The organism is Ventosimonas gracilis, from assembly GCF_001580025.1.
GTDB classification, from domain to species: domain Bacteria; phylum Pseudomonadota; class Gammaproteobacteria; order Pseudomonadales; family Pseudomonadaceae; genus Ventosimonas; species Ventosimonas gracilis.
Genome location: NZ_LSZO01000005.1, coordinates 16,678 through 38,916 on the forward strand (window position 1 = coordinate 16,678; position 22,239 = coordinate 38,916).

Consider the following 22,239-nt stretch of genomic DNA (forward strand, 5'->3'; position numbering starts at 1 on the left):
ATGACCCCGCTTGAGCGCTACCAGGCCGATTTGACGCGAGACGATTTTTTCCACGACTCGGCGCAAGAAAACGCCGTGCGCCATTTGCAGCGCCTGTACGACGACCTGCTGCGAGCCGGACATACGCATGGCAGGCTGCTCAGTCGGCTGCTGCCACGCAAGAAAAACCAAGCACCGGTTAAGGGTTTGTATTTTTGGGGCGGGGTTGGGCGCGGCAAAACCTATCTGGTCGATACGTTCTTTGACGCGCTGCCGTTTGAACAAAAAATGCGCACGCACTTTCACCGCTTTATGAAGCGTGTGCACGAAGAATTAACCGCACTTAAAGGCGAGAAAAACCCGCTAACCTTAATTGCCCGCCGCTTTGCCAAAGAAGCGCGAGTCATTTGCTTTGACGAGTTTTTTGTCTCAGACATTACCGATGCCATGATTCTCGCCACCTTGCTCGATGAACTGTTTAAAAACGGCGTTACCCTGGTGGCTACCTCCAATATCGCGCCGGACGGCCTGTACCGCGACGGACTGCAACGCGCCCGCTTCCTGCCCGCCATTGAACTGCTAAAAAACCATACCGACATCGTCAACGTAGACAGCGGCATCGACTACCGCCTGCGTGCACTGGAACAGGCCGAACTGTTCTATTGCCCGCTGGATGCCGGAGCCTATACCAGCCTGCAAAACAGCTTTGAAAGCCTGCGTACCGATGCCTGCCAAACCCAGGAAAATCAGACGATTATGATTGAAGGCAGAGCCATTCATGTCGTGCGCATGTGCAAGGACGTCGCCTGGTTTGAATTCCGTGAACTCTGCGACGGCCCGCGCAGCCAGAACGACTACATCGAACTCGGCAAAATCTTCCACGCCGTCATCCTCGCCAATGTCGAGCAAATGAGCGCCGATAACGACGACATCGCACGGCGCTTTATCAATCTGGTCGATGAATTCTACGACCGCAACGTCAAGCTGATTTTGTCCGCCGAAGTCGAGCTAAAAGACCTCTACCGCGGCGGCAAGCTCAATTTTGAGTTCCAGCGCACACTAAGTCGCCTGCTGGAAATGCAATCCCACGAATTCCTCTGCCGCCCGCACAAGCCTTAAAACGGCTCGCTCGATGGTTTTAAGCAAAATAAAACATAAAAAGGTTGCAAACAATAACTTGAAACAATATTATTTAGTTTCTAATTCTATTTTCTGAAAATCTGCCGCTCCCCGGTAGTATTCATAGGCTTTGCTCACCAAATAAAGATGTTATAACATATCATTTCATGGATAAGGATAACCTTTATGACCAATCTGTCACCCATTGCCGCCGCCCTGCTCGGGCTTGGTTTATCCGCACAAGCCTTGGCACAAGATGGCGATAGCGTGGAACTGAATGCCATTGCCATCTCCTCCAGCCACCAAGAAGAGCGCGCCGAAGGTCCGGTGGAAGGCTACCGTGCCACGCGCTCAGCAACCGCCACACGCACCGACACACCGATTGAAGACATCCCGCAGGCGATCAGCGTCGTACCCAAAGAAGTGCTGGACGATTTGGGCAGCTCGCGCATGGAGCGCGCACTGGATTTTGCCGGTGGCGTGACGCGCGGCAATAACTTTGGCGGCTTGCAGATTTCCAGCTACAACTTGCGCGGCTTTAATACCGGCGAGATTTACCGCAATGGTTTTCCCATCAACCGCGGCTTTATCAGCCCGCCGGATGCCTCCAACCTGGAACGGGTGGAAGTGCTTAAAGGCCCTGCCTCCGGCTTATTTGGTCGCGGCGACCCTGGCGGGTTAGTCAATATGGTGACTAAACGCCCACAAACGGAGGCCTTTAATCAACTTAAAATCAGTGCCGGACGCTGGGATAAATACCGCACGGCATTGGATATTAATCGCCCATTAACCGACGACGGCAGTTTGCTGGTGCGGGTTAATCTGGCGATAGAAGATAACGGCAGTTTTCGTGACCATATAGAAAACCAGCGGCAAGTGATTAGCCCTAATTTACTTTGGCAAATCAATGAAAACAGCAGTCTTTTTATTGATACCGAGTTTTCGCGCACCGATGTCGTTTTTGACCGTGGTGTTCCCGCCGTTAATGGTAAAACCGGCGCGGTCAACATCAGCAACTTCCTGGGTGAGCCGAATGATGGGAAAATCCGCACCGACTCGCAAATACTGCATATCAGCTTTGAGCATTTATTAAATGAACATTGGAAACTGCGCTTAGCCGGACAATATCTGCACGGTGATCTGGATGGCGCGGCGACTGAATCATCAGGTGCACCCAATTCAGCAACCGGCATACTGGATCGCTACTGGCGTTTGCGTGATGGTTTTAATGCGCAAGATATTGCCACCCATGCCGAGTTGCACGGCAATTTCGAGCTGGCCGGCTGGCATCACCAACTGCTTGCCGGTGTGGAATATGAGAATTACCATAACCGCTTTCATATTCGTTATAGCGACCCTGCAAATAATTACCCGATCAATATCCATAACCCTATTTACGGACAGCCTAAGCCCGCCTTAACTGGGAGGCAAACTTATGACCGCGACTATACGGAAAGCTACGCCATTAACTTGGCGGATCAAATAGAGTTTAATGAACAATGGCATGGCTTATTCGGCGTGCGTATTGAGCACTTTGAACAAACCATACGCGGCACTAACACACCGCCTGCGGGCCAAGCAAATCCTGTTACCTATTCAAAACGTTCACAGAAAAAAGACGTTGTCGCTCCACGAGCCGGTATTGTCTATAAATGGACGCCGCAGCTTTCATCGTTTGCCAGTGTCGGCTCTTCGTTTAAACCCAATGGTTCCGATGGCGAAGGCGGCGTGCTTAAGCCGGAAAAAGGCTTAGGCTATGAAAGCGGCTTAAAGCTGGATTTATTCGATAGTCGATTAGGCGCAACAGTGGCGGCGTTTTATATTGAAAAAGAAAACGTCAGCATGACCGATCCAGCAAACATGAATAAAAATATTGCCGCCGGCAAAGTCCGCAGCCAAGGTTTTGACCTACAGCTTGCCGGTCAATTAACCGATAATCTGCGCATTATTGGCGCTTATGCTTTTATTGATACCAAAGTGCTTAAAGGTATCGCAACAGGCGCATCCGCACAAAAAGGCGCAAAGCTTGCCAATACGCCACAACATAATGCCAGCTTAATGACGGTTTATCAGTTTGAGGAAGGCTCCAATATCGGTGCGGCGGTCAACCACGTCGGTGAGCGCAATGCCGTTACTCAGCGCAAAGGCTCTCTAAAACTACCCGCTTATACCACAGTTGACCTGCTCTCTCGCTGGCAAGCAACGGACAATTTAAATCTCGGGCTTAACCTGAACAATGTGTTTAATCGCAAATACTATGAGCGCGGCTTCGGCAATGTTTGGCATTTACCCGGCGAGCCGCGCAACTTAAATATCAGCGCCACTTTTAACTTCTGATCACAATTTTGCCCCACCCACTCCCAAGGAGATTTCACATGCGTATCACAAACCTTCCCACCACACTTTTACTCGCTGCGAGCCTGCTCACCGCAAGCTACGCATCCGCTCACGGCATTTGGCTGGAAGAACGCCGCGGCAGTCTGGAAGTGGTTTACGGACACGGCTCTGACGATGCTTATCCCACTTCCAAGTTCCACGGTGCCTGGGGGTTTGATAAAAACGGCAAAAAAGTGACCGTGCAGACAATACCTTTGGAAACTCACGTGCGCTTATTGCCAAAAGGCGATGCAGCGGTCATTGCCTCCTCGTTGGATAACGGCTACTACACGCAAAAAGCCGACAAAACCTGGGTCAACAAAGGCCGCTCAGAAGTAGCGGATGCCATAAGTTCCGGCAATTACTGGAAATACAACCTCGCTGTTTTACAAAAAGGAGCCAAAATCCCAAGCAACTTAAGCGAGCTTCGCCTGGCCGTTATTCCAGAAACCGACCCTACCGTACTTAAAGCCGGCGACACGCTGCCGGTGCGCGTGCTGCTCGACGGCAAACCCTTGGCTGGCGTTAAAATCACCGAGGACTACCGCAATATGGACCATGTCGCCAGCTTTGAAACCGACAAGGATGGTCGCGCCGAAGTAGTGGTGCGTAACGGCGCCCTTAATGTGATCGCCGCAAGCTATACCTTAAAGCTGGAAGGCCATCCCGATGCCGATAAAATCGGCATGGAAAGCACCTTGAGCTTTGTCGCTGCCAACTAAGGCGCTTATCAAGAGGAAGCGCTAACCGCGCTTCCTCTTTTATGCCTAAACCCCTTGATATTTGCCCAGAGCGCGGCATAATCCGCGCCCGCTTGGTGTGCCTTTAAGTAAAGGCTCAACTTTAAGCCGACAAAGCATTGCAACAACCTATTCTTCTTCTGTAAAATCCGCCGTCTTGTTTTTTCACAGGTGGCCTTCAAGGCTCTGCACGCATGAAAACCTTTACTGCCAAACCACAAACCGTCCGCCGCGACTGGTACGTAGTCGATGCCGCTGGGCAGACCTTGGGGCGTCTTTGCAGCGAAATTGCTGCCCGTCTGCGCGGCAAACATAAACCCGAATACACCCCGCACGTTGATACCGGTGACTACATCGTCGTGATCAATGCACAGCAAATCCGCGTCACCGGCAACAAATCAGCCAACAAAACCTACTACTCGCACTCGGGCTTTCCGGGTGGCATCAAAGAAATCGGTTTTGAAAAACTGCTCGCCCGTGCACCGGAGCGCATTATTGAAATCGCGGTCAAAGGCATGCTGCCGAAAAACCCCTTGGGGCGTGACATGTACCGCAAGCTCAAGGTCTACAAGGGCAGCGAGCATCCACACAGCGCCCAGCAACCCCAAGTTCTTACGATTTGACGGAAATCCACATGCCTTCAGCATCTGCACAAAACTACGGCACTGGCCGTCGTAAAACCGCTACCGCGCGGGTTTTCCTGCGCCCGGGCAGCGGCAATATCTCCATTAACCGCCGCTCTCTTGATGCCTTCTTTGGTCGTGAAACGGCTCGCATGGTCGTGCGTCAACCCTTGGAGCTCACGCAAACCAGCGGTCAATTTGACATTTACGTCACGGTAAGCGGCGGCGGCATCAGCGGCCAAGCCGGTGCCATCCGTCACGGCATAACCCGTGCGCTGACGGAATACGACGAAAGCCTGCGCGGCGCTCTGCGCAAAGCCGGTTTTGTGACCCGCGATGCGCGTGAAGTTGAGCGTAAAAAAGTCGGTCTGCACAAAGCACGCAAACGCCCGCAATACTCCAAGCGCTGATTTTTCAGCCGCAAAAACGCCCGATTGTTATATCGGGCGTTTTTTTATCCGCTATTTTAAATAGCCAAAAGTGCTTGTGACAGGCTGTCGCGCAACCGGCAAAGCGCTATCCGATGCGGCTTGCGACAAAGCCATGCGACACTGATTACCTTGTCAGAGGTAGGGTTTTTCTTTACCATCAGGCGAATTTTTTGCAGCTTAAGCCAGTAGTGGCCAGCATTTAACCAAGCCTGAATAACAATGGCAGTCAATACCCAGCCGAGGGGAGATAACTGAATGAGCAGTGAACTTGCAGGTACCGACCAGTACCTGCAACCAGACAGCGTAAATCCGGGCAGACGGCGCTTTTTGGTCGCCGCTACGTCCGTGGTCGGAGCTGCCGGAGCGGTGGGCGCGGCGGTGCCCTTCGTCGGCTCTTGGTTTCCAAGCGCCAAGGCCAAAGCCGCCGGTGCGCCAGTTAAGGTCAATATCAGCAAAATTGAAGTCGGCCAACAGATGGTTGCCGAATGGCGCGGGCAACCGGTCTTTATTTTGCGCAGAAACGACGAGACTATCGCCAACTTGGGCAAACTTGCAGCCAATGGCGAACTGTCCGACCCTAACTCCCAAGCCTCCAGCCAGCCTGCTTACGTCAATCCGGAAAACCGCGCCATCAAGCCTGAAGTGTTGGTGCTGATTGGTATTTGCACGCACCTTGGCTGCTCGCCGTCCTTCCGTCCGGAAGTCGCTCCGGCAGACTTGGGGAAAGAATGGCTGGGTGGCTATTTCTGCCCTTGCCACGGCTCGCGCTACGACTTGGCCGGACGTGTCTACAAAGCGCAGCCCGCGCCGCTTAATCTGCCGGTGCCGCCACATTCCTATGAATCCGATGATGTGATTGTTGTCGGCATCGACCAAGGGGCTGCCTGATGAGCAAGTTGATGCAATGGGTTGATGCGCGTTTTCCCGCCACCAAGATGTGGGAAGATCATCTGTCCAAATACTACGCGCCGAAAAACTTTAACTTCTTTTACTTCTTCGGCTCACTCGCCTTGCTGGTGCTGGTCAATCAGATTGTCACCGGCATTTGGCTGACCATGAGCTTTACCCCGTCAGCCGAAGAAGCCTTTGCCTCGGTCGAATACATCATGCGTGATGTGGAGTTCGGCTGGATTATCCGCTACTTGCATTCCACTGGCGCTTCGGCGTTTTTTATCGTGGTCTACCTGCACATGTTCCGCGGCCTCTTGTACGGCTCTTACCAAAAGCCGCGCGAGCTGGTGTGGATTTTCGGCATGCTGATTTATCTGTGCCTGATGGCCGAAGCCTTTATGGGCTACCTGCTGCCCTGGGGACAAATGTCCTACTGGGGCGCGCAGGTGATTATCTCGCTGTTTGGCGCGATACCGCTGATTGGCGATGACCTGACGCAGTGGATTCGCGGTGACTACCTGATTTCCGGCATTACCTTAAACCGCTTCTTTGCCCTGCACGTGATTGCCCTGCCGATTGTGCTACTGGGTTTGGTGGTGCTGCATATTCTGGCGCTGCACGAAGTCGGCTCAAACAATCCGGACGGCATCGAAATCAAAAAGAACAAGGACAAAAACGGCGTGCCGCTGGATGGCATTCCCTTTCATCCTTATTACACGGTCAAAGATATTGTCGGCGTAGTGGTGTTTTTGTTTGTGTTCTGCGCGGTGGTGTTCTTCTTTCCGGAAATGGGCGGTTATTTCCTCGAAAAACCCAACTTTGAGCAGGCCAACGCGCTGAAAACGCCGGAACATATCGCGCCGGTTTGGTACTTCACGCCGTTCTACGCCATCTTGCGCGCGGTGCCGGACAAACTGATGGGCGTGATTGCGATGGGCGCGGCCATTGCCGTGCTGTTTGTACTGCCCTGGCTGGATCGCAGTCCGGTTAAATCCATGCGCTACAAAGGCTGGTTAAGCAAGCTGGCGCTGCTGATTTTCTGCCTGTCCTTCATCATCTTGGGCGTGCTTGGCGTGATGTCGCCAACGCCCGGGCGCACCCTGCTGTCGCAAGTGTGCACGGTATTGTATTTCGCCTACTTCATCCTGATGCCCTTTTACACCAGGTTAGAGCGGACCAAACCCGTTCCAGAGCGAGTAACCGGCTGATGAAAAAAATTATTTTCAGCGCTGTATTTAGCGCATTGTTTGGCGCTTTATCCCTGCCTGTACTGGCTGCCGATGCAGGTGTTGTACTCGATAAAGTCGCCATTGATTTAACCGACAAAGCCGCGCTGCAAGACGGTGCACGCACCTTTGCCAACTACTGCATGGGCTGCCACAGCGCCAAGTTCCAGCGCTACGAGCGCCTCGCCAATGACTTAGCGATTCCAGAAGATTTAATGCTGGAAAATCTGGTCTTTACCGGCGCGAAGATTGGCGACCATATGAAAATCGGCATGACCGAGGCCGATGCCAAAGTCTGGTTCGGCGCAGCGCCGCCGGATTTAACCTTGGTCGCCCGTGTACGCGGTACCGACTGGCTGTACAGCTATCTGCGTTCTTTTTACGAAGACCCGTCGCGGCCTTGGGGCGTGAATAACCGCGTATTCCCCAATGTCGGCATGCCCAATGTATTAACTGACCTGCAAGGGCGGCAAGTATTGGGCTGCAAACAAGTCCCCATAGTGCAGGATGGCAAAAAGCAGGTTGACCCGCTGACCGGCACTCCGCTGACCCACGAAGCTTGTGACCAACTGGTCGTGTTGCCCAATAGCGGCAGCCAGAGCGAGGCCGAGTTTGATGAAACGGTGAAAAACCTTGTCACCTTCCTTGCTTACTCAGCCAATCCGGTCAAACTGCAAAGCCAGCGCATCGGCACTTATGTACTGTTATTTTTAGCGTTTTTCTTTGTTTTCGCTTATTTGCTCAAGCGAGAGTACTGGAAAGACGTGCATTAGTGTGGCATGACAAACCCGTTTGTTGGACAATACCGCTGCACAGCCTCAAGTTTTGGCTGGTGCGACGGATGTATCGATCAGATGATTTCATTCCTTTTTGGAAAACCTTGGGATGGCACCAAAAACTGAAGGTTTTTCCTTATGACCTCAAGCAGACCCTACATTATCCGTGCGCTGTACGAATGGATTTTGGATAATAACTGCACTCCGCATATTTTGGTGAACGCTGAGTACGCTGGCATACAAATTCCTGCCGGTTTTACCAAAAACGGACAGATTACGCTCAACCTATCACCCTCGGCGGTGCGTCATCTGCACGCAGACAACGAAGCGCTGTCGTTTGAAGGGCGTTTTGCCGGTGTGGCCTACCGGTTGTATATTCCGGTAGGCGCGGTGCTGGCGATTTACGCACGTGAAGACGGCCAAGGCATGGCCTTTAATCAAGAGCCTGCCCCCACTCCCACAGATGAAGATCCGCCGCCAACGGACAAGCCGCCGCGTCCGAGCGGCAGACCGACGCTTCGGGTCGTCAAATAAATGACTGAGAAATTGTCCATCTTGTAAAAAATGCTGACAAATTCTGGTAAATGGATTAAAAAACGCTCTCTGGGTCGGCGCGGTACGGTTTTTTAAAGCTACCGAAAAAACACCCGGCAGCAGTAGAAATAGCCACATACTGTCTTTTCTTGAATAAATGACAAAAGTGGCGGGAAGACCCAAACAAGGATGTTTGCAGTGGGTAGTAGCTAGCCAAATAAAGATAAAGTGGTAAAGATGCCCAATTGGCTGGTATCAGTAAATTTTATATCTATTGGATTGTTACTCAAAATTGGAACAGGGGACCTGATAATGATTCGGCTACATGGACTGCTGCGGTTAAGTTCGCTGTTTGTGGCAATGGCTGTGGCCAGTGCGGCGCATGCACTGGGCGTTGGTGAAGTCAGCCTCAATTCCAGATTAAATCAGCCACTGGATGCGAAAATTGCACTGTTTGAAGCAGCCGGACTGGATGCGAATGAAGTCATTGTCCGCCTGGCTTCGCCTGAAGCCTTTGAGCGCGTGGGGCTTGACCGACCGTATTTCTTGACCGACCTTAAATTCAGCCCCAGACTGCAAGGAGCGCAGGGCAATATTATTGTCACCTCCAGCAAGCCGGTTCGTGAGCCTTATTTAAGTTTTTTGATTGAGGTCATCTGGCCGAATGGGCGCATGCTGCGTGAGTACACACTGCTGCTCGATCCGCCCCTCTATGCGCCAACGCAGCAGGCAACAGCCCCCACTCCCGCACGAACAGCCGCACCTCAACCTGGACGCCCTGCCGTTGCTGCCACACCTCCTGCAGTACAGCATCCGTCCCGTGCCACACCGCCAACGCAGCCCCCAGTACAGCCAACGCGCCCAGCCACAGCAGAAGCGGCGCAAACGACATCTTCTGTGGTAGCACCCAGCGAATACCAGACCCAGAGCAATGACACGCTGTGGGAGATAGCCAATAACTTCGGCGCAAGCGGCAGCACTGTGCACCAGACCATGCTCGCCATTCAAGACCTCAACCCACAGGCCTTTATCAATAACAACATCAATTTGCTAAAAAAAGGCCAAATACTACGCCTGCCGGATGAGCAGCAAATCAACAAACGAAGCGTCGCCGTAGCGCTGCGCCAAGTCGCCGCGCAAAACGATGCTTGGCTCGAAAGCCGTGGCGCGGCAACCGCACAGCGACAAATCAATGCGACCAACCGCGAGGCGGTGGGTACAGCGAGCCGGACAGAACCTACAGATAATCTGCGACTGGTCTCTGCCACCAGTGAAGGCACTTCGGCGCTGAATGAGCGCTTGGCCGCCGCACAGGAAAATCTGGACAGCAGCCGCCGCGAGAGCGCTGAACTAAAAAGCCGCGTAAGCGACCTTGAAGAACAGGTTGAAAAACTCAAGCGCCTGGTTGAACTAAAAGATGCCAGCCTCGCCAATCTGCAGAGCCAGTTGGCCAGCACTGAGGCCAATGCTGCCAACAACATCCCAAGCTATCCCAACACGGATAGCCCATCCGTCGTGCAGGAAAATATCTCCAGTACTGAGCCAGAAGTTGCAACCACATATCCCGCAAACGATGAAGCGTCCAGCAGCAACACGGCTCAGCCACAGGCGACCAGCGACACCCCGAGTGAACCACAATGGTGGGAACGCCTGCTTGAAAATCCCATGCTGCTCTGGGTCGCTGGCGGAGTGACATTACTGCTCGTCCTGCTGTTGCTAATGGGGCAATCACGGCGTAATGCCAGAAAGTGGGCCGAGCGTGAACTGGAAGCCGAACTCGCTACCGCAGAAAGCAAACAGCAAACAGACTTCACGGCGGGCTTGGATTTGCCTGACCCCACCTTTAATGACCTGTTGCCGGAACAACCGCTGCGGCAGAACCAAGGAAAACCATTCGACAACATAAGCGCAGCAACAGATACCGACCTCGATTCGCTGCTCTTGGCCGATACACCCACAAGCGAAACGCTTAACAACAGCTCGCTTGAACTGGATGACTTTGCCGACTTTGACCTGAAATTTGAAGCTGAACCGAAGGCGAACCCAACACCACCTATAGCACGGGATTTGCCAGAAACACCAAAGGCCACTGCGAAGCCTTTGCTGAATAAAGATAAGGTCGATGAATTTAACTTTATCGCTGAGGATGAGGCGTTCAATGAACCTTTGGGCGATTTTGCCTTGGATGAACCCTCTGCCAATACCACTGCCGAGGATCTGGACGCGCTGGATTTTGCCGAACTTAACGACATTGGCGCACCAACCGTTCAAGCCATGGCCGAATCTGAACAACCCAAGCCGCGCCAAGCGCAAGAGTTCAAAGCCGCAGACGATGACTTTGACTTCTTAAACGGCACCGATGAGACGGAAACCAAGCTTGATTTGGCACGCGCCTATATCGACATGGGCGATATGGAAGGCGCCCGCGACATCTTGGATGAAGTCATGGCCGAAGGCAGCGCCAGCCAGAAAACGCAAGCCCAAGAGCTGATGACCAGCCTCGCTTAAACCCTGCCTTTAATCAAAAGCTCCAGGGTCTGTTCTCGTTTCAAACGCGAGCCGCGCTGCTGCTCAAAATTTCGCCAGACTAGGCGCAGCCTGCCGCCAATGTGTACAACCTTGGCAAGGGCTACAACGCCGTATGGCGAAATTTTGGGCGCAGCCCGAAGGGACGGGGCAGATTTTGTGCGCCGCTGTGTTGCTCGTCGTTCATTTGCATGAGCAAATTTCTCTTCTCGCGCCTTGCTGCGCACAAAATCTGCCTCCGTCGCGGCCACGTTTGAAGCGGGAGCAGACCCTAACCCACGCTGGGGCTTTTTTATCGAATGAGTATGCACAGCACAGAAAACATCCAGCACATTGCGCTGGGTCTGGAATACAAAGGCACACGCTATCGCGGCTGGCAGCGTCAACCCGAAGTACCCTCGGTGCAGCAGGCGGTTGAAAACGCCCTGTCTTCGGTAGCGAACGAACCCATCGAGGTGCTCTGCGCCGGACGCACCGATGCCGGGGTGCACGCCAGCGGGCAAGTGGTGCACTTTGATAGCCGCGCACAACGCCCGCTGTCCGCCTGGGTAATGGGCGCGAATGCCAATTTGCCGCCGGATATTAGCGTCACTTGGGCGCAAGTCGTACCCGAACACTTTCACGCGCGTTTTTCTGCCCTGGCAAGACGCTACCGCTATGTGATTTACAACGACCCCATTCGTCCGGCGCATCTCGCCGATGAAGTCACTTGGAACCACAGACCGCTCAATATTGAGCAGATGCGAAAGGCCAGCCGCTGCCTATTAGGACGGCATGACTTTAGCGCCTTTCGCGCCAGCGGCTGCCAAGCCAAGTCGCCCATCAAGCAGATTGAGCATCTGCAACTGCTCAAGTTCGGTCAATTTATCGTGCTGGATATTCAAGCCGATGCCTTTTTGCATCATATGGTGCGCAATATTGCAGGCGTCTTAATGAGTATCGGCAGCGGCTATAAGCCAGTCGATTGGGCAAGCGAAGTGCTACAAGGACGGCAGCGTAAAGCCGGCGGTATCACCGCCCACCCGCACGGCCTGTATTTGGTACGGGTGTACTACCCGTCAGAATTTGCCCTGCCACAACGCTACCTTGGCCCGCACTTTTTATCCGCGCTGGCATAAGACATCTTATTATCGGTGCAATCAGCACGGGCGAGTTTGTTCAAAACTTAAAAGCAATAGCGGTCAAGAAAAGTGAGACCGTTTTTTCCTGCCCTCCCCAGCCCTCCCCGCTTGCGGGAGAGGGCTGGGGAGCGGTGAAAAACTACTCAGTCACATAACGCCCGGGGGCGGCTTCTAGCGGCGGGTATTCGGCGCTGCCCGTTTGTTGCCTGGCCGGAACCTGCTCGCCGCCGCGCGCTGCAAGCCAAGCAAACCAATCCGGCCACCAGCTTCCTTCTTGCTGCTTGGCATTTGCCATCCAGTCATCGGCGTTTTCTGTGATCGTCTCGTTAGTCCAAAACCCACGTTTTTTCTTCGCCGGCGGATTGATCACCCCGGCGATATGCCCGGAGCCACCCAGCACAAAGCGGCAAGCCCCGGGCATCAGGCGGGTGCTGGCATAGGCGCTGTGCCAGGGCACGATATGGTCTTCGCGCGCAGCGAAGATGTAGGTATCTGCGTCGATAGTGCGCAAATCCACCGTCTCGCCACAGAGTTTCAGGGTGCCGGATTTAAAGTCGTTTTGCAGATAGGTATGACGCAGATACCAGCAGTACATCGGCCCTGGCATGTTGGTGCTGTCGTTGTTCCAGAACAGCAAATCCAGCGTCTTGGGTTTCTCGCCTTTTAGATATTTGCCAACGTGGTAGTTCCACCAAAGCTCGTTCGGGCGCAGCAGGGAGAAGGTATTGCCCATGTCTTCGCCACGGAACAGGCCGGTCGGCGTGCCGTCTTTGCCGCCGATGGTGCGCTCGCGGTAGCTGACCAGTTGTTCATCGACAAATACGTCGATTTTGCCGGTATCGACATAGTCCAAAAAGGCCGTCAGCAGGCTGACGCTGCCAACTTCACGGTCGCCACGCGCGGCCAGCACCGCCAAAGCACTGCACAGCAAAGTGCCACCGATGCAAAAGCCCAGGTAATTGATCTTGCGCAAACCACTGATGGCACGCACCACACGGATGGCGGCAATCACGCCGTCTTGCACAAAATCATCCATGCGCAAATGCGACTGCGCCTCGCCAAAATTGCGCCAGGAAATTAAAAAGACCGGAAAGCCCTGTTCCAACAAGTGCTTAACCAGAGAGTTTTCCGGCTTTAAATCGAGAATGTAGTACTTGTTGATGGCGGGCGGCACGATAAGCAGCGGCGTGCGGTACTGCATCTCAGTCAGCGGGCGGTAGTGGATAAGCTGAAAGATTTCATTCTCAAACACTACATCACCTTGCGTAGTGGCAAGGTCAACGCCCACTTTAAACTCGCCCGCATCGCATTGGCGCAAGCGGCCTTCTTGCATATCCGACAATAAATGCTGCAAACCGGTAAACAGGCTCGCGCCACCGGTATTGACCATCTGTTGCAAGGCATCCGGGTTGCTCAGCAAAAAATTGCTGGGCGCACTGGCGGCAATACTCTGCTCAACCAAATAAAGCAAACGCTCGCGCGGTTTTGCCTGCTGGATGGGCAAAAGCGCTATCAGTTTTTGCAGATAATCCGAGTTCAGCAGATAAAGTGCGGCGACCGAGCCAAACAGCGGCTGCGACCAAGCCTTGCCGGAAAAGCGCGGGTCAGTAAATTCCAGCGCCTCGCCGCGCAGCAGTTTTTGCCCCAGCTCCGCTAGTTTTTGTTGATAATCCGCCTGCAAGGCTTCCAGCGCCTTACTATCCGGCTCAAACCAACCCGTTTGGTCGAACTCGGCAAACCACGGGTTCTGCGCAAGCCACAAGGGCAATTGCTGCAATATCGGGTGGGTGGAAAAATTGACCTGGGCAGGCCAGTAAGATGCAAACGGCGCATTCATTGCTAAAAGTCTCGGTCAAAAAATAAAAGGCGATTTTAGCAAAGAAAGACAAAGAACAGTGTGATTATTTGGCTGGATATTGGCTAAGTTCCACTGGATAAACGCCTTGCAAAGCGCGATTTATATCGTATTGCCAAACAAGGCGTAACGTAACTTTTTCAGGCAACTGTTTTATCACTTCCACCTTTCCAGCAAGGTTGTAGCGCTTAGAGCTATTAAAATAATCCGGCGGCAAACCAATATAACCATCGGCAATAGTAAACTCAGGATTAAATTCTCCGCCCATACTCTCAATTAACGCTTTCACTTTGCCAATAAATTCAGCATGAGGTATTTTTTCAGCCAGCCAATTGAAAGATGGCTGGCTTTCCAACAATTCTGCGCAAGACTTGTTGCATTTAATTTGCAAAGCGAAAGCATCCGCTCTATAACCGGTTATACTCGGCCTGACATCTGGCGTTTTAAATAATGGACGATAATATTCATGTAAATATATTTTGCCGTAAGTAGTTTCCGAGTGACGAGCATGGGAAATCTTGGTCAACTGGTATTTTTCAATATCCCACTCGCGCATTTGCCGGACTAAATATTCCTCTAATTCAGCCTTTATCTTTTTTTCAGGAAAACTAAAATCATCGTCTTTATGTGGGGAGATAAGCAAGGGAAGATAAATATTGACAATATACTCCTCGTCGGGGTTGATATCGACGGGTGTCTCGACCTTGCTGGCATGCAAAATGTTAACGCCTTCGATCGACTCCAATTGCGAAATGCGCTCTAAAAATGCATCCCGATACCGCCAAACCTCTTCACGGCGAAGTCTTTTCCCGGTTTGGTACATTTCACGGGGCATAGAGTAGGTCTGGTTATCTCCCAATCTTCGCACCAGTCCTTTTTTTCGATGGATTAACTGAAGTGTATTGTCAGCCTTTTCCTTGACCTTGACCGGGATAAGACAAAGAAACGTCATGGCAATCACCTCCAAGGGATTTTTGCAAAGACTGCCTTTTACCGACTTAAGCTTCCTGCTACGCACTTGATGGCGGTATTGTTTTAGAATTTCCGGATCATCAAACAACAGGCTGCCCTGCTCTGCGATGAGATAATAGTTGCCAGAGGCCACATTATGCCAGCGCATAAAATAATCTTTCTGGCTATAAAAAGCACATCCGCTTAATACAATGATAGCGAGCAAAGCTGCAATTATTGCTTTCATCATCCCCCCTAATTAGCAGCGACCACCCGTGCTTTAAGATGGTCGCTGAATTTGATTTATTGCATATTCATCCCGCCATTAAGCGAAAAGTCCGCGCCGGTGGCGTAGGCTGATTCTTCCGAGGCGAGCCAGGCGATCATCGAGGCGATTTCCTCCGGCGCTCCCAAACGCCCGACCGGCACTTGGGCAATCATACCGTCGAGAATATCCTGGCGAATGGCTGTGACCATATTGGTCATGATATAGCCCGGCGATACGGTATTAACGGTAATGCCTTTGCCGCTAACCTCACGCGCGAGCGACATGGTAAAACCGTGTACCCCAGCTTTGGCGGCGGCATAGTTAGTCTGACCGAACTGGCCGCGTTGGCCGTTAATCGAGGAGATATTGATAATCCGCCCCCAGCCTTTTTTCAGCATGTCCTCAATCACTTGTTTACTGGTATTGAACAGGCCGCTGAGATTGGTATCAATCACTTCTCGCCATTGCTCTGGAGTCATTTTGCGGAAAGTGGTATCGCGGGTAATGCCAGCGTTATTAACCAGGACATCGACCGCCCCAATCTCGCTACGGACTTGCTCGAAGCATTTTTGCGTATTGTCCCAATCACGGATGTCGCAATCGACCGCATGAAAGGTAAAACCGGCTGCTTGTTGTTCCTCCAGCCAGCTTTGCTTGCGTTTTGAGCCGGGGCTACAGGTAACAACTACGGTAAAACCGTCCTGGTGTAAACGCTTACTGATGGCGGTGCCCAGCCCGCCGGTGCCGCCAGTGACCAAGGCAATGCGTTTGGAATTGGACATATTGGTTTCCTCAAAACTACTGTGATTGATGGGATTGGTGGGATTGTGGAAGCAGTGCCTCCTTGCACAGTGAGCCGTTCATTTGAGCGGAGATTGTTTTACCGGCTGGAAAGCGCGTTTTGCTGACCGTTTCGATGCGCAACGGCACTGCGTCCGAGCTCTCATCCTGAGATAGTCATGTCGCCTGTATTGCCTATGATGCGAGGATTGCCGCACAAGACGCACTCGAAAGTATTATGCCCTGAATTTTATGCTTGAACAGCCAAAAGACATCATGATGCCAGTCAACAGACTTCGCGATTCGCGCACGATGTTTTCAATGGTTTCCACCTTACAGGAGTCCTGCCATGCAACCCGAATTTTTCGTCACCCCCGGCTACGGCGAGCGACTGCGTGAAAACTTTTACTATTCCCAGGCGGTCAAGGTCGGCAACCGCATTGAAACCGCAGGGCAAGGCGGCTGGCATGACGATTGGGAATTTCCCGAATCACTTGAAGATGAAATCGCCCAAGCGTTCGACAACCTGACCCGCACGCTGAAGACCGCCGGAGCTGGATGGGAACACGTCATCCAGGTCAATTCCTACCATGTCGATTTTGCCTCCACTGCCCTCGCCGTCAATGCCCTCATGTCTCGGCTATTCCGTACACACATGCCACAGCATGCGCCGATCTGGACGTGCCTGGGCGTGACGGCACTGGGCGATCCCAAGATGCGGGTGGAAATCCGGGTCACTGCGATCATCACCGATTGAGCCGTGTAAAGTGCCAGCATAAACAGGCTTATGCCCCACCCTCGCGCCGCACTGAGCGAGGGGAAAAGACGCACGCTTTTGCCTTGTAGCAGGGAAAACGCATCCCAACTTATCCCCGCAACATAAGAAAAATTCAACTTTATCTAAAAACAATTGAGATTGCTTCATGATGGCTATCCGCCGACAATAGCCGTCATTAACCACAAAACCCGTGAGGACGCTGTAATGGCCTTGGCACACAACCTTGGATTTCCCCGTATCGGCCGCGACCGCGAGCTGAAAAAAGCCCTTGAAGCCTATTGGAAGGGCGAGCTTGACGAAGCAGGACTGCGTAAAGTCGGCAGCGATCTGCGTGCCGCGCACTGGAAACTGCAACAAGACGCTGGCATTGAGCTGCTGCCGGTGGGTGATTTTGCTTGGTACGACCAAGTGCTGACCCATTCGCTGATGTTCGGCGCAATTCCTGAGCGTTTCGCGCCAAAAGAGGGCAAGCCGACGCTGGACACCCTGTTCGGCATGGCGCGTGGCGTGCGCGAAAGCGCTTGCTGCGGCGGTGCACACGCGCAAGAGATGACCAAGTGGTTCGATACCAACTACCACTATTTGGTGCCAGAAGTTCAGCAGAATCAGCAGTTTAAACTTAGCTGGGAACAACTCTTTGAAGAGGTCGATGAGGCTCGTGCACAAGGCTATAAGGTAAAGCCTGTGGTCATCGGTCCAATGACTTGGCTGTGGCTTGCGAAAACCAAAGGAGCGGAGTTCAACAAGCTCGACCTGCTCGACCGCCTGCTGCCGCTGTACGGCGAGATTTTCCAGCGCCTCGCCAAGCAGGGTGTGGAGTGGGTGCAAATCGACGAACCCATCCTCGTGCTGGATTTGCCGCAAGACTGGAAAAACGCCTTTGAACGCGCCTACAACCTGCTGCAACGCGAGCCGCTAAAAAAACTGCTCGCCACCTATTTTGGCGGGTTGGAAGACAACACAGGGCTTGCCGCCAATCTGCCGGTCGATGGTCTGCATATCGATTTGGTACGTGCGCCCGAGCAGTACCCGTCCATTCTCGACCGTCTGCCCGCTTACAAAGTGCTCTCGCTGGGACTGGTCAACGGCCGCAATATCTGGCGCTGTGATTTACAAAAAGCGCTGCAAACCTTGCAACATGCGCATGAGCGCTTGGGTGAGAGACTGTGGATTGCGCCATCCTGCTCGCTGCTGCACAGCCCAGTAGACCTTGCCCGTGAAGACAAGCTGGACGCGGAACTGAAAAGCTGGCTCGCCTTTGCCGCACAAAAATGCGCCGAAGTCGCCACGCTCGCCGCCGCTATCAATCAGCCCGGCAGCCGTGATGCCGCAATTGCCGAAAGTCAGCAAGTGCAGCAAAGCCGCGCCAACTCCAAACGCATCCACAAAGCTGAAGTTAAAGCACGTCTGGCTGCGGTTAAGCCCGAAGACAGTCGCCGCCATGCGCCTTTTGCTGAGCGTATTGACCTGCAACGCGCCCGTTTGGACTTGCCCGATTTTCCCACCACCACCATCGGCTCCTTCCCGCAAACCGCCGACATCCGCAAAGCACGACAAGCCTTTAAACAAGGGCAAATCAGCGAAACGGATTATGTCGAAGCCATGCGCAAAGAAATCCGCCATGCGGTGGACTTCCAGGAGCGCATCGGGCTGGACGTGCTGGTTCATGGCGAGGCCGAACGTAACGACATGGTCGAATACTTTGCCGAACAGCTCGACGGCTACCTGTTTACCCGCTTTGGCTGGGTACAAAGCTACGGCTCGCGCTGCGTGAAACCGGCGGTGATTTACGGCGACCTGTCGCGCCCGAAAGCGATGACCGTCGAGTGGATTAGCTACGCACAAAGCCAGACGCAAAAAGTCATGAAAGGCATGCTGACGGGGCCTGTGACCATGCTGATGTGGTCCTTCCCGCGTGAAGACGTCTCGCGCGAAGAACAAGCACGGCAACTCGCCCTCGCCATTCGTGATGAAGTGGTTGACCTGGAAGCCGCCGGTATCAAAATCGTGCAGATTGACGAGGCCGCCTTCCGCGAAGGCTTGCCGCTGCGCAAAAGCGCTTGGCAACACTACCTGGATTGGGCGACCGAAGCCTTCCGCTTGACCGCCTGCGGTGTGCGCAACGATACGCAAATCCACACCCACATGTGCTACAGCGAGTTCAACGACGTGATTGAATCCATCGCCGCAATGGATGCCGATGTCATCACCATCGAAACCTCGCGTTCGGATATGGAGTTGCTCGATGCCTTTGAGCGCTTCGCCTACCCCAATGAGATTGGTCCTGGCGTGTACGACATCCACTCGCCGCGCGTGCCGCCCGCTTCGGAAATGGCCGCGCTGATGGAAAAAGCCATGCAGCGCATCCCCGCGCAAAGGCTCTGGGTTAACCCCGACTGCGGCCTAAAAACCCGCGCTTGGCCGGAAACCGAAGCCGCGCTGAAAAACATGGTTGAGGCTGCGCAAACCCTGCGTGAGACAGTAACTGAAGCCGCTTAAGACGGCGCCTTCCCTGCCCTCTCCCAGATGCGCGAGAGGGCTGCAAAAGAGGCTACAAAAAACGGCGGCTCGTTTATTTGCGAGCCGCCGTTTTTTAGTACGGGCGGTTTTTTAATCCTCGCTGCTTTTTAATCCTCCCGGTAGCGGCGCAGTCCTAGCGCTTTACCGGCCACACGGGTGTTTTTCAGTTTTCCCAGCAGGCGCTCCAAGCCTGCTTCCGGCAGTTCAACCAAACTGTGGGTTTCGCGGACTTGAATACGCCCGATGTCGTCGCGAGTGAGGTCGCCTTCGTTAAGAATGGCTCCCAGCAGGTTGCGGGCGGCCACGCCGTCGCGCGTGCCAAGGGCCGTGCGGCAGCGGGTAAAACCTTCGCGCAGTGGCGGCAGTGCGCGGCTTTCGCTTCTTTCGCCGCGCTCACTTCGCTCACCGCTGCGGCGAGGACTGCGTTCACGTGGGCTGCCGCCTGCGGCGGGGACTTGCGGTGCTTCGCGGTCGATTTCAGTCAGTGTCAGCGCTTGTCCTTGGGTGAGGCTGGCGAGCAATACAGCCGCGAGCGTACGTTCGTTACAATCCAGTTCACTCAACAAGTGTTCAAGCAGCGACTCAAAACGCTCACCGGTATTTTCCAGCAGCGGGCGCAGACGGTCTACCAGCCTGCCAATCCGCGCATCCAGCACTTGCTTGGCATTCGGCAATTGAATTTCGGCGACTTTTTGCCTTGTGACCCGCTCGATCACTTGCAGCATGCGCCGCTCGCGCGGAGTGACCAGCAGCAGCGCTCGACCGGTGCGACCAGCACGACCGGTGCGGCCAATGCGATGCACGTAGGATTCCGGGTCGTAGGGCATATCGACATTGAGCACGTGGGTAATACGCGGCACATCCAGCCCACGCGCCGCCACGTCGGTCGCAACGACTATGTTAAGGCGACCATTTTTCAGCGATTCGATCACGCGCTCACGCTGGTTTTGCGCAATATCGCCGTTTAACGCAGCGACTTTGTAGCCTTTGTTTTCCAGTGCCTGCGCCAAGTCCAGCGTAGCCTGTTTGGTGCGAACAAAAGCAATCAACGCGTCAAAGGCTTCGACTTCCAGCAAACGCAGCACGGCGGCGGTCTTCTGGTCGGCATGCACCATCAAATGCGCTTGTTCGATGGCGGTGACGGTCTGCGTTTTGGCAGCGATTTTGACCTGCTTGGGTTCGCGCAAATGGCGTTCAGCAATGGAGCGGATGGAGGCCGGCAGGGTCGCCGAAAACAACACGCTCTGACGCTCTTCGGGCATGGCATCAAAGATGACCTCAAGGTCGTCCATAAACCCTAGTTTGAGCATTTCATCGGCTTCATCGAGCACCAACTGGCGCACGCTGGAAAGCAGCGATTCGTCGCGGCGCAGGTGGTCGCACAGTCTGCCCGGCGTTGCCACAATAATCTGTGCACCCTGGCGGATGGCTTTAAGCTGCGGCCCCATCGGCGCACCGCCGTAAATGGCGACGACCTTAACCCCAGTCAAATGCTTGGCGTAGGTTTCGAAGGCTTCGCCCACTTGCAGCGCCAGCTCGCGCGTCGGCGCAAGTACCAAGGCTTGCGGCGCTCGCAGCGCCAAATCCAGACGGCACAGGATAGGCAGAGCAAAGGCGGCGGTTTTGCCGGTGCCGGTCTGCGCCTGACCAATCAAATCATGGCCGTCCAAAATCAGCGGAATGGCCTGTTCTTGAATGGGGGACGGCTCTTCATAGCCGGTATCCTGCACGGCGGCGAGCAGCGGTGCGGGCAAGCCAAGCGCGGCAAAGCCGCCGCTGGTTGGCTGAATAATAGGGTCAGATGTCACACTCATTGGGGGATTGCCTCTTGCTTCGCAAGCCCCCAAGGCTGTGCACCTGCCAGAAACGGCGTAAAAGCCACCCAGCCACCGGTCGGATAAGGGATTTTGCGAAAGATGTTTGCGGTAAAGGTTCGCGTTGCGAACGTTCAGATGGGGATCTTCTGAAGGCAAAGAGCCTGAAGGCAAAGAGCCGCCAGAAAACCGGCGCGAAGTATACAGCAAAAAATGCGCCAAGGGGAAGTTTTTATTGGCGGCGCGTTAGGGTCATAACGGAAGATACTCCCAATAATAAATGGGTGCTGTTGCCAATGTTCTTTTTATTGCTTTTAGCTAAAACTCATAGCCCATTTCCAACCAGAACTGGTGGCAGTGGCGAGCTGTTAACGGCGGCACTGGTGCCGTACACGGTCATTCTGTCCATTACATTAAACACATCGATATTGACAAACGCCTGTTGTTTTTCAAATAGCGATAGTTTGTAACCCAAACGCATATCCCAAGTTAAGGAAGAGCCAAAGATAATTATCCTGTCTTAACCATTGCTTTTCTTTTTCGCGGCCATTGGCATCGACCAAGTGCGACGAATAAAAATAAGCTGGTATTGTTGAGCGTCTCCCGCTGTAAGAAAACAGTAAACCGAGGTTATCGCTTACATAGCCTTCCAGACGACCACGAACAAAGGTTTTTTTTCAAATTCGGGATGACCATCGCTCGGCCAACTGCTGTAGCGCTTCTGTCAACAAACCGGCGGGCAGGGAGATGCCCTCCCCCCGAATCTTGCGCGGCCAGCGTCCGTGGGGACAGCAGCACAGCGAGGCGGATTTTTATATTCAAAGGGATTCTAGTAATAATAGGGGTCTTAGGAAGCAAACGCGATCAAAGCGGCTGTTCACGCAGTAATTTTAGCAAGGCCAGATAGATGTTTTCATGTCGATGATTGAAC

At 53.5% G+C, this 22,239-nt stretch carries 18 protein-coding genes; 14 read left to right on the forward strand and 4 right to left on the reverse strand.

What is annotated here, in order from left to right; translation table 11 throughout:
• From zapE to truA, 11 genes are all read left to right on the forward strand, one after another.
• Nucleotides 1-1,098: a cell division protein ZapE gene (gene zapE, locus AXE65_RS00390; protein WP_068386414.1), complete on the forward strand. Its 1,098-nt coding sequence runs from the start codon at nt 1-3 to the stop codon at nt 1,096-1,098.
• A gap of 186 nt (nt 1,099-1,284) precedes the next feature.
• Nucleotides 1,285-3,435: a TonB-dependent siderophore receptor gene (locus AXE65_RS00395; protein ID WP_068386417.1), complete on the forward strand. Its 2,151-nt coding sequence runs from the start codon at nt 1,285-1,287 to the stop codon at nt 3,433-3,435.
• A 38-nt stretch (nt 3,436-3,473) separates the two neighbouring features.
• Entirely contained in the window at nt 3,474-4,196 is a 723-nt protein-coding gene (locus AXE65_RS00400) for a DUF4198 domain-containing protein (RefSeq protein WP_068386420.1), read from the forward strand.
• 212 nt (nt 4,197-4,408) lie between these two features.
• On the forward strand, nt 4,409-4,837 hold the full coding sequence (gene rplM / locus AXE65_RS00405; RefSeq protein WP_068386425.1) for a 50S ribosomal protein L13: 429 nt from the start codon (nt 4,409-4,411) through the stop codon (nt 4,835-4,837).
• An 11-nt stretch (nt 4,838-4,848) separates the two neighbouring features.
• Complete coding sequence (gene rpsI / locus AXE65_RS00410; RefSeq protein WP_068386428.1) at nt 4,849-5,247, forward strand: 30S ribosomal protein S9; 399 nt, start codon at nt 4,849-4,851, stop codon at nt 5,245-5,247.
• Nucleotides 5,248-5,556: 309 nt separating this feature from the next.
• Nucleotides 5,557-6,156 (forward strand): ubiquinol-cytochrome c reductase iron-sulfur subunit, encoded by a 600-nt coding sequence (gene petA, locus AXE65_RS00415; protein ID WP_153015346.1) that lies wholly within the window; start codon nt 5,557-5,559, stop codon nt 6,154-6,156.
• Nucleotides 6,156-7,367, forward strand: coding sequence for a cytochrome b (locus tag AXE65_RS00420; RefSeq protein WP_068386434.1), 1,212 nt, complete (start codon nt 6,156-6,158; stop codon nt 7,365-7,367). The genes petA and AXE65_RS00420 overlap by 1 nt, the downstream gene beginning before the upstream one ends.
• Complete coding sequence (locus AXE65_RS00425; protein ID WP_068386437.1) at nt 7,367-8,158, forward strand: cytochrome c1; 792 nt, start codon at nt 7,367-7,369, stop codon at nt 8,156-8,158. The genes AXE65_RS00420 and AXE65_RS00425 overlap by 1 nt, the downstream gene beginning before the upstream one ends.
• Before the next feature lie 141 nt (nt 8,159-8,299).
• A complete protein-coding gene (locus AXE65_RS00430; RefSeq protein ID WP_068386440.1) occupies nt 8,300-8,695 on the forward strand; it encodes a ClpXP protease specificity-enhancing factor in 396 nt (131 codons plus the stop codon).
• Between the two features lie 312 nt (nt 8,696-9,007).
• Nucleotides 9,008-11,203, forward strand: a complete 2,196-nt coding sequence (locus tag AXE65_RS00435) for a motility hub landmark protein FimV (RefSeq protein WP_068386443.1) — start codon at nt 9,008-9,010, stop codon at nt 11,201-11,203.
• A 323-nt stretch (nt 11,204-11,526) separates the two neighbouring features.
• Nucleotides 11,527-12,339: a tRNA pseudouridine(38-40) synthase TruA gene (gene truA / locus AXE65_RS00440; protein ID WP_239685010.1), complete on the forward strand. Its 813-nt coding sequence runs from the start codon at nt 11,527-11,529 to the stop codon at nt 12,337-12,339.
• 142 nt (nt 12,340-12,481) lie between these two features.
• On the opposite strand, the gene phaC is transcribed toward truA, so the two are convergent.
• The 3 genes from phaC to phbB form a co-directional block, all read right to left on the reverse strand.
• A complete protein-coding gene (phaC, locus tag AXE65_RS00445; RefSeq protein WP_068386449.1) occupies nt 12,482-14,179 on the reverse strand; it encodes a class I poly(R)-hydroxyalkanoic acid synthase in 1,698 nt (565 codons plus the stop codon).
• Nucleotides 14,180-14,243: 64 nt separating this feature from the next.
• Complete coding sequence (locus AXE65_RS00450) at nt 14,244-15,395, reverse strand: hypothetical protein (RefSeq protein WP_068386453.1); 1,152 nt, start codon at nt 15,393-15,395, stop codon at nt 14,244-14,246.
• 56 nt (nt 15,396-15,451) lie between these two features.
• Nucleotides 15,452-16,198, reverse strand: a complete 747-nt coding sequence (phbB, locus tag AXE65_RS00455; protein WP_068386456.1) for an acetoacetyl-CoA reductase — start codon at nt 16,196-16,198, stop codon at nt 15,452-15,454.
• 347 nt (nt 16,199-16,545) lie between these two features.
• Between phbB and AXE65_RS00460 the strand changes: the two genes are divergently transcribed.
• Together AXE65_RS00460 and metE are read left to right on the forward strand one after the other, a co-directional pair.
• The gene (locus AXE65_RS00460) at nt 16,546-16,953 is read left to right on the forward strand and encodes a RidA family protein (protein ID WP_068386459.1); all 408 of its coding nucleotides are present in this window, start codon (nt 16,546-16,548) and stop codon (nt 16,951-16,953) included.
• Between the two features lie 225 nt (nt 16,954-17,178).
• Nucleotides 17,179-19,473 (forward strand): 5-methyltetrahydropteroyltriglutamate--homocysteine S-methyltransferase, encoded by a 2,295-nt coding sequence (gene metE, locus AXE65_RS00465; RefSeq protein WP_068386462.1) that lies wholly within the window; start codon nt 17,179-17,181, stop codon nt 19,471-19,473.
• A 128-nt stretch (nt 19,474-19,601) separates the two neighbouring features.
• On the opposite strand, the gene AXE65_RS00470 is transcribed toward metE, so the two are convergent.
• Nucleotides 19,602-21,308, reverse strand: coding sequence for a DEAD/DEAH box helicase (locus AXE65_RS00470; protein WP_068386465.1), 1,707 nt, complete (start codon nt 21,306-21,308; stop codon nt 19,602-19,604).
• A 14-nt stretch (nt 21,309-21,322) separates the two neighbouring features.
• Here AXE65_RS00470 and AXE65_RS13445 point away from each other — a divergent pair, with 14 nt between their 5' ends.
• Nucleotides 21,323-21,778: a hypothetical protein gene (locus AXE65_RS13445; protein WP_153015345.1), complete on the forward strand. Its 456-nt coding sequence runs from the start codon at nt 21,323-21,325 to the stop codon at nt 21,776-21,778.
• The last annotated feature ends 461 nt before the right edge of the window (nt 21,779-22,239 follow it).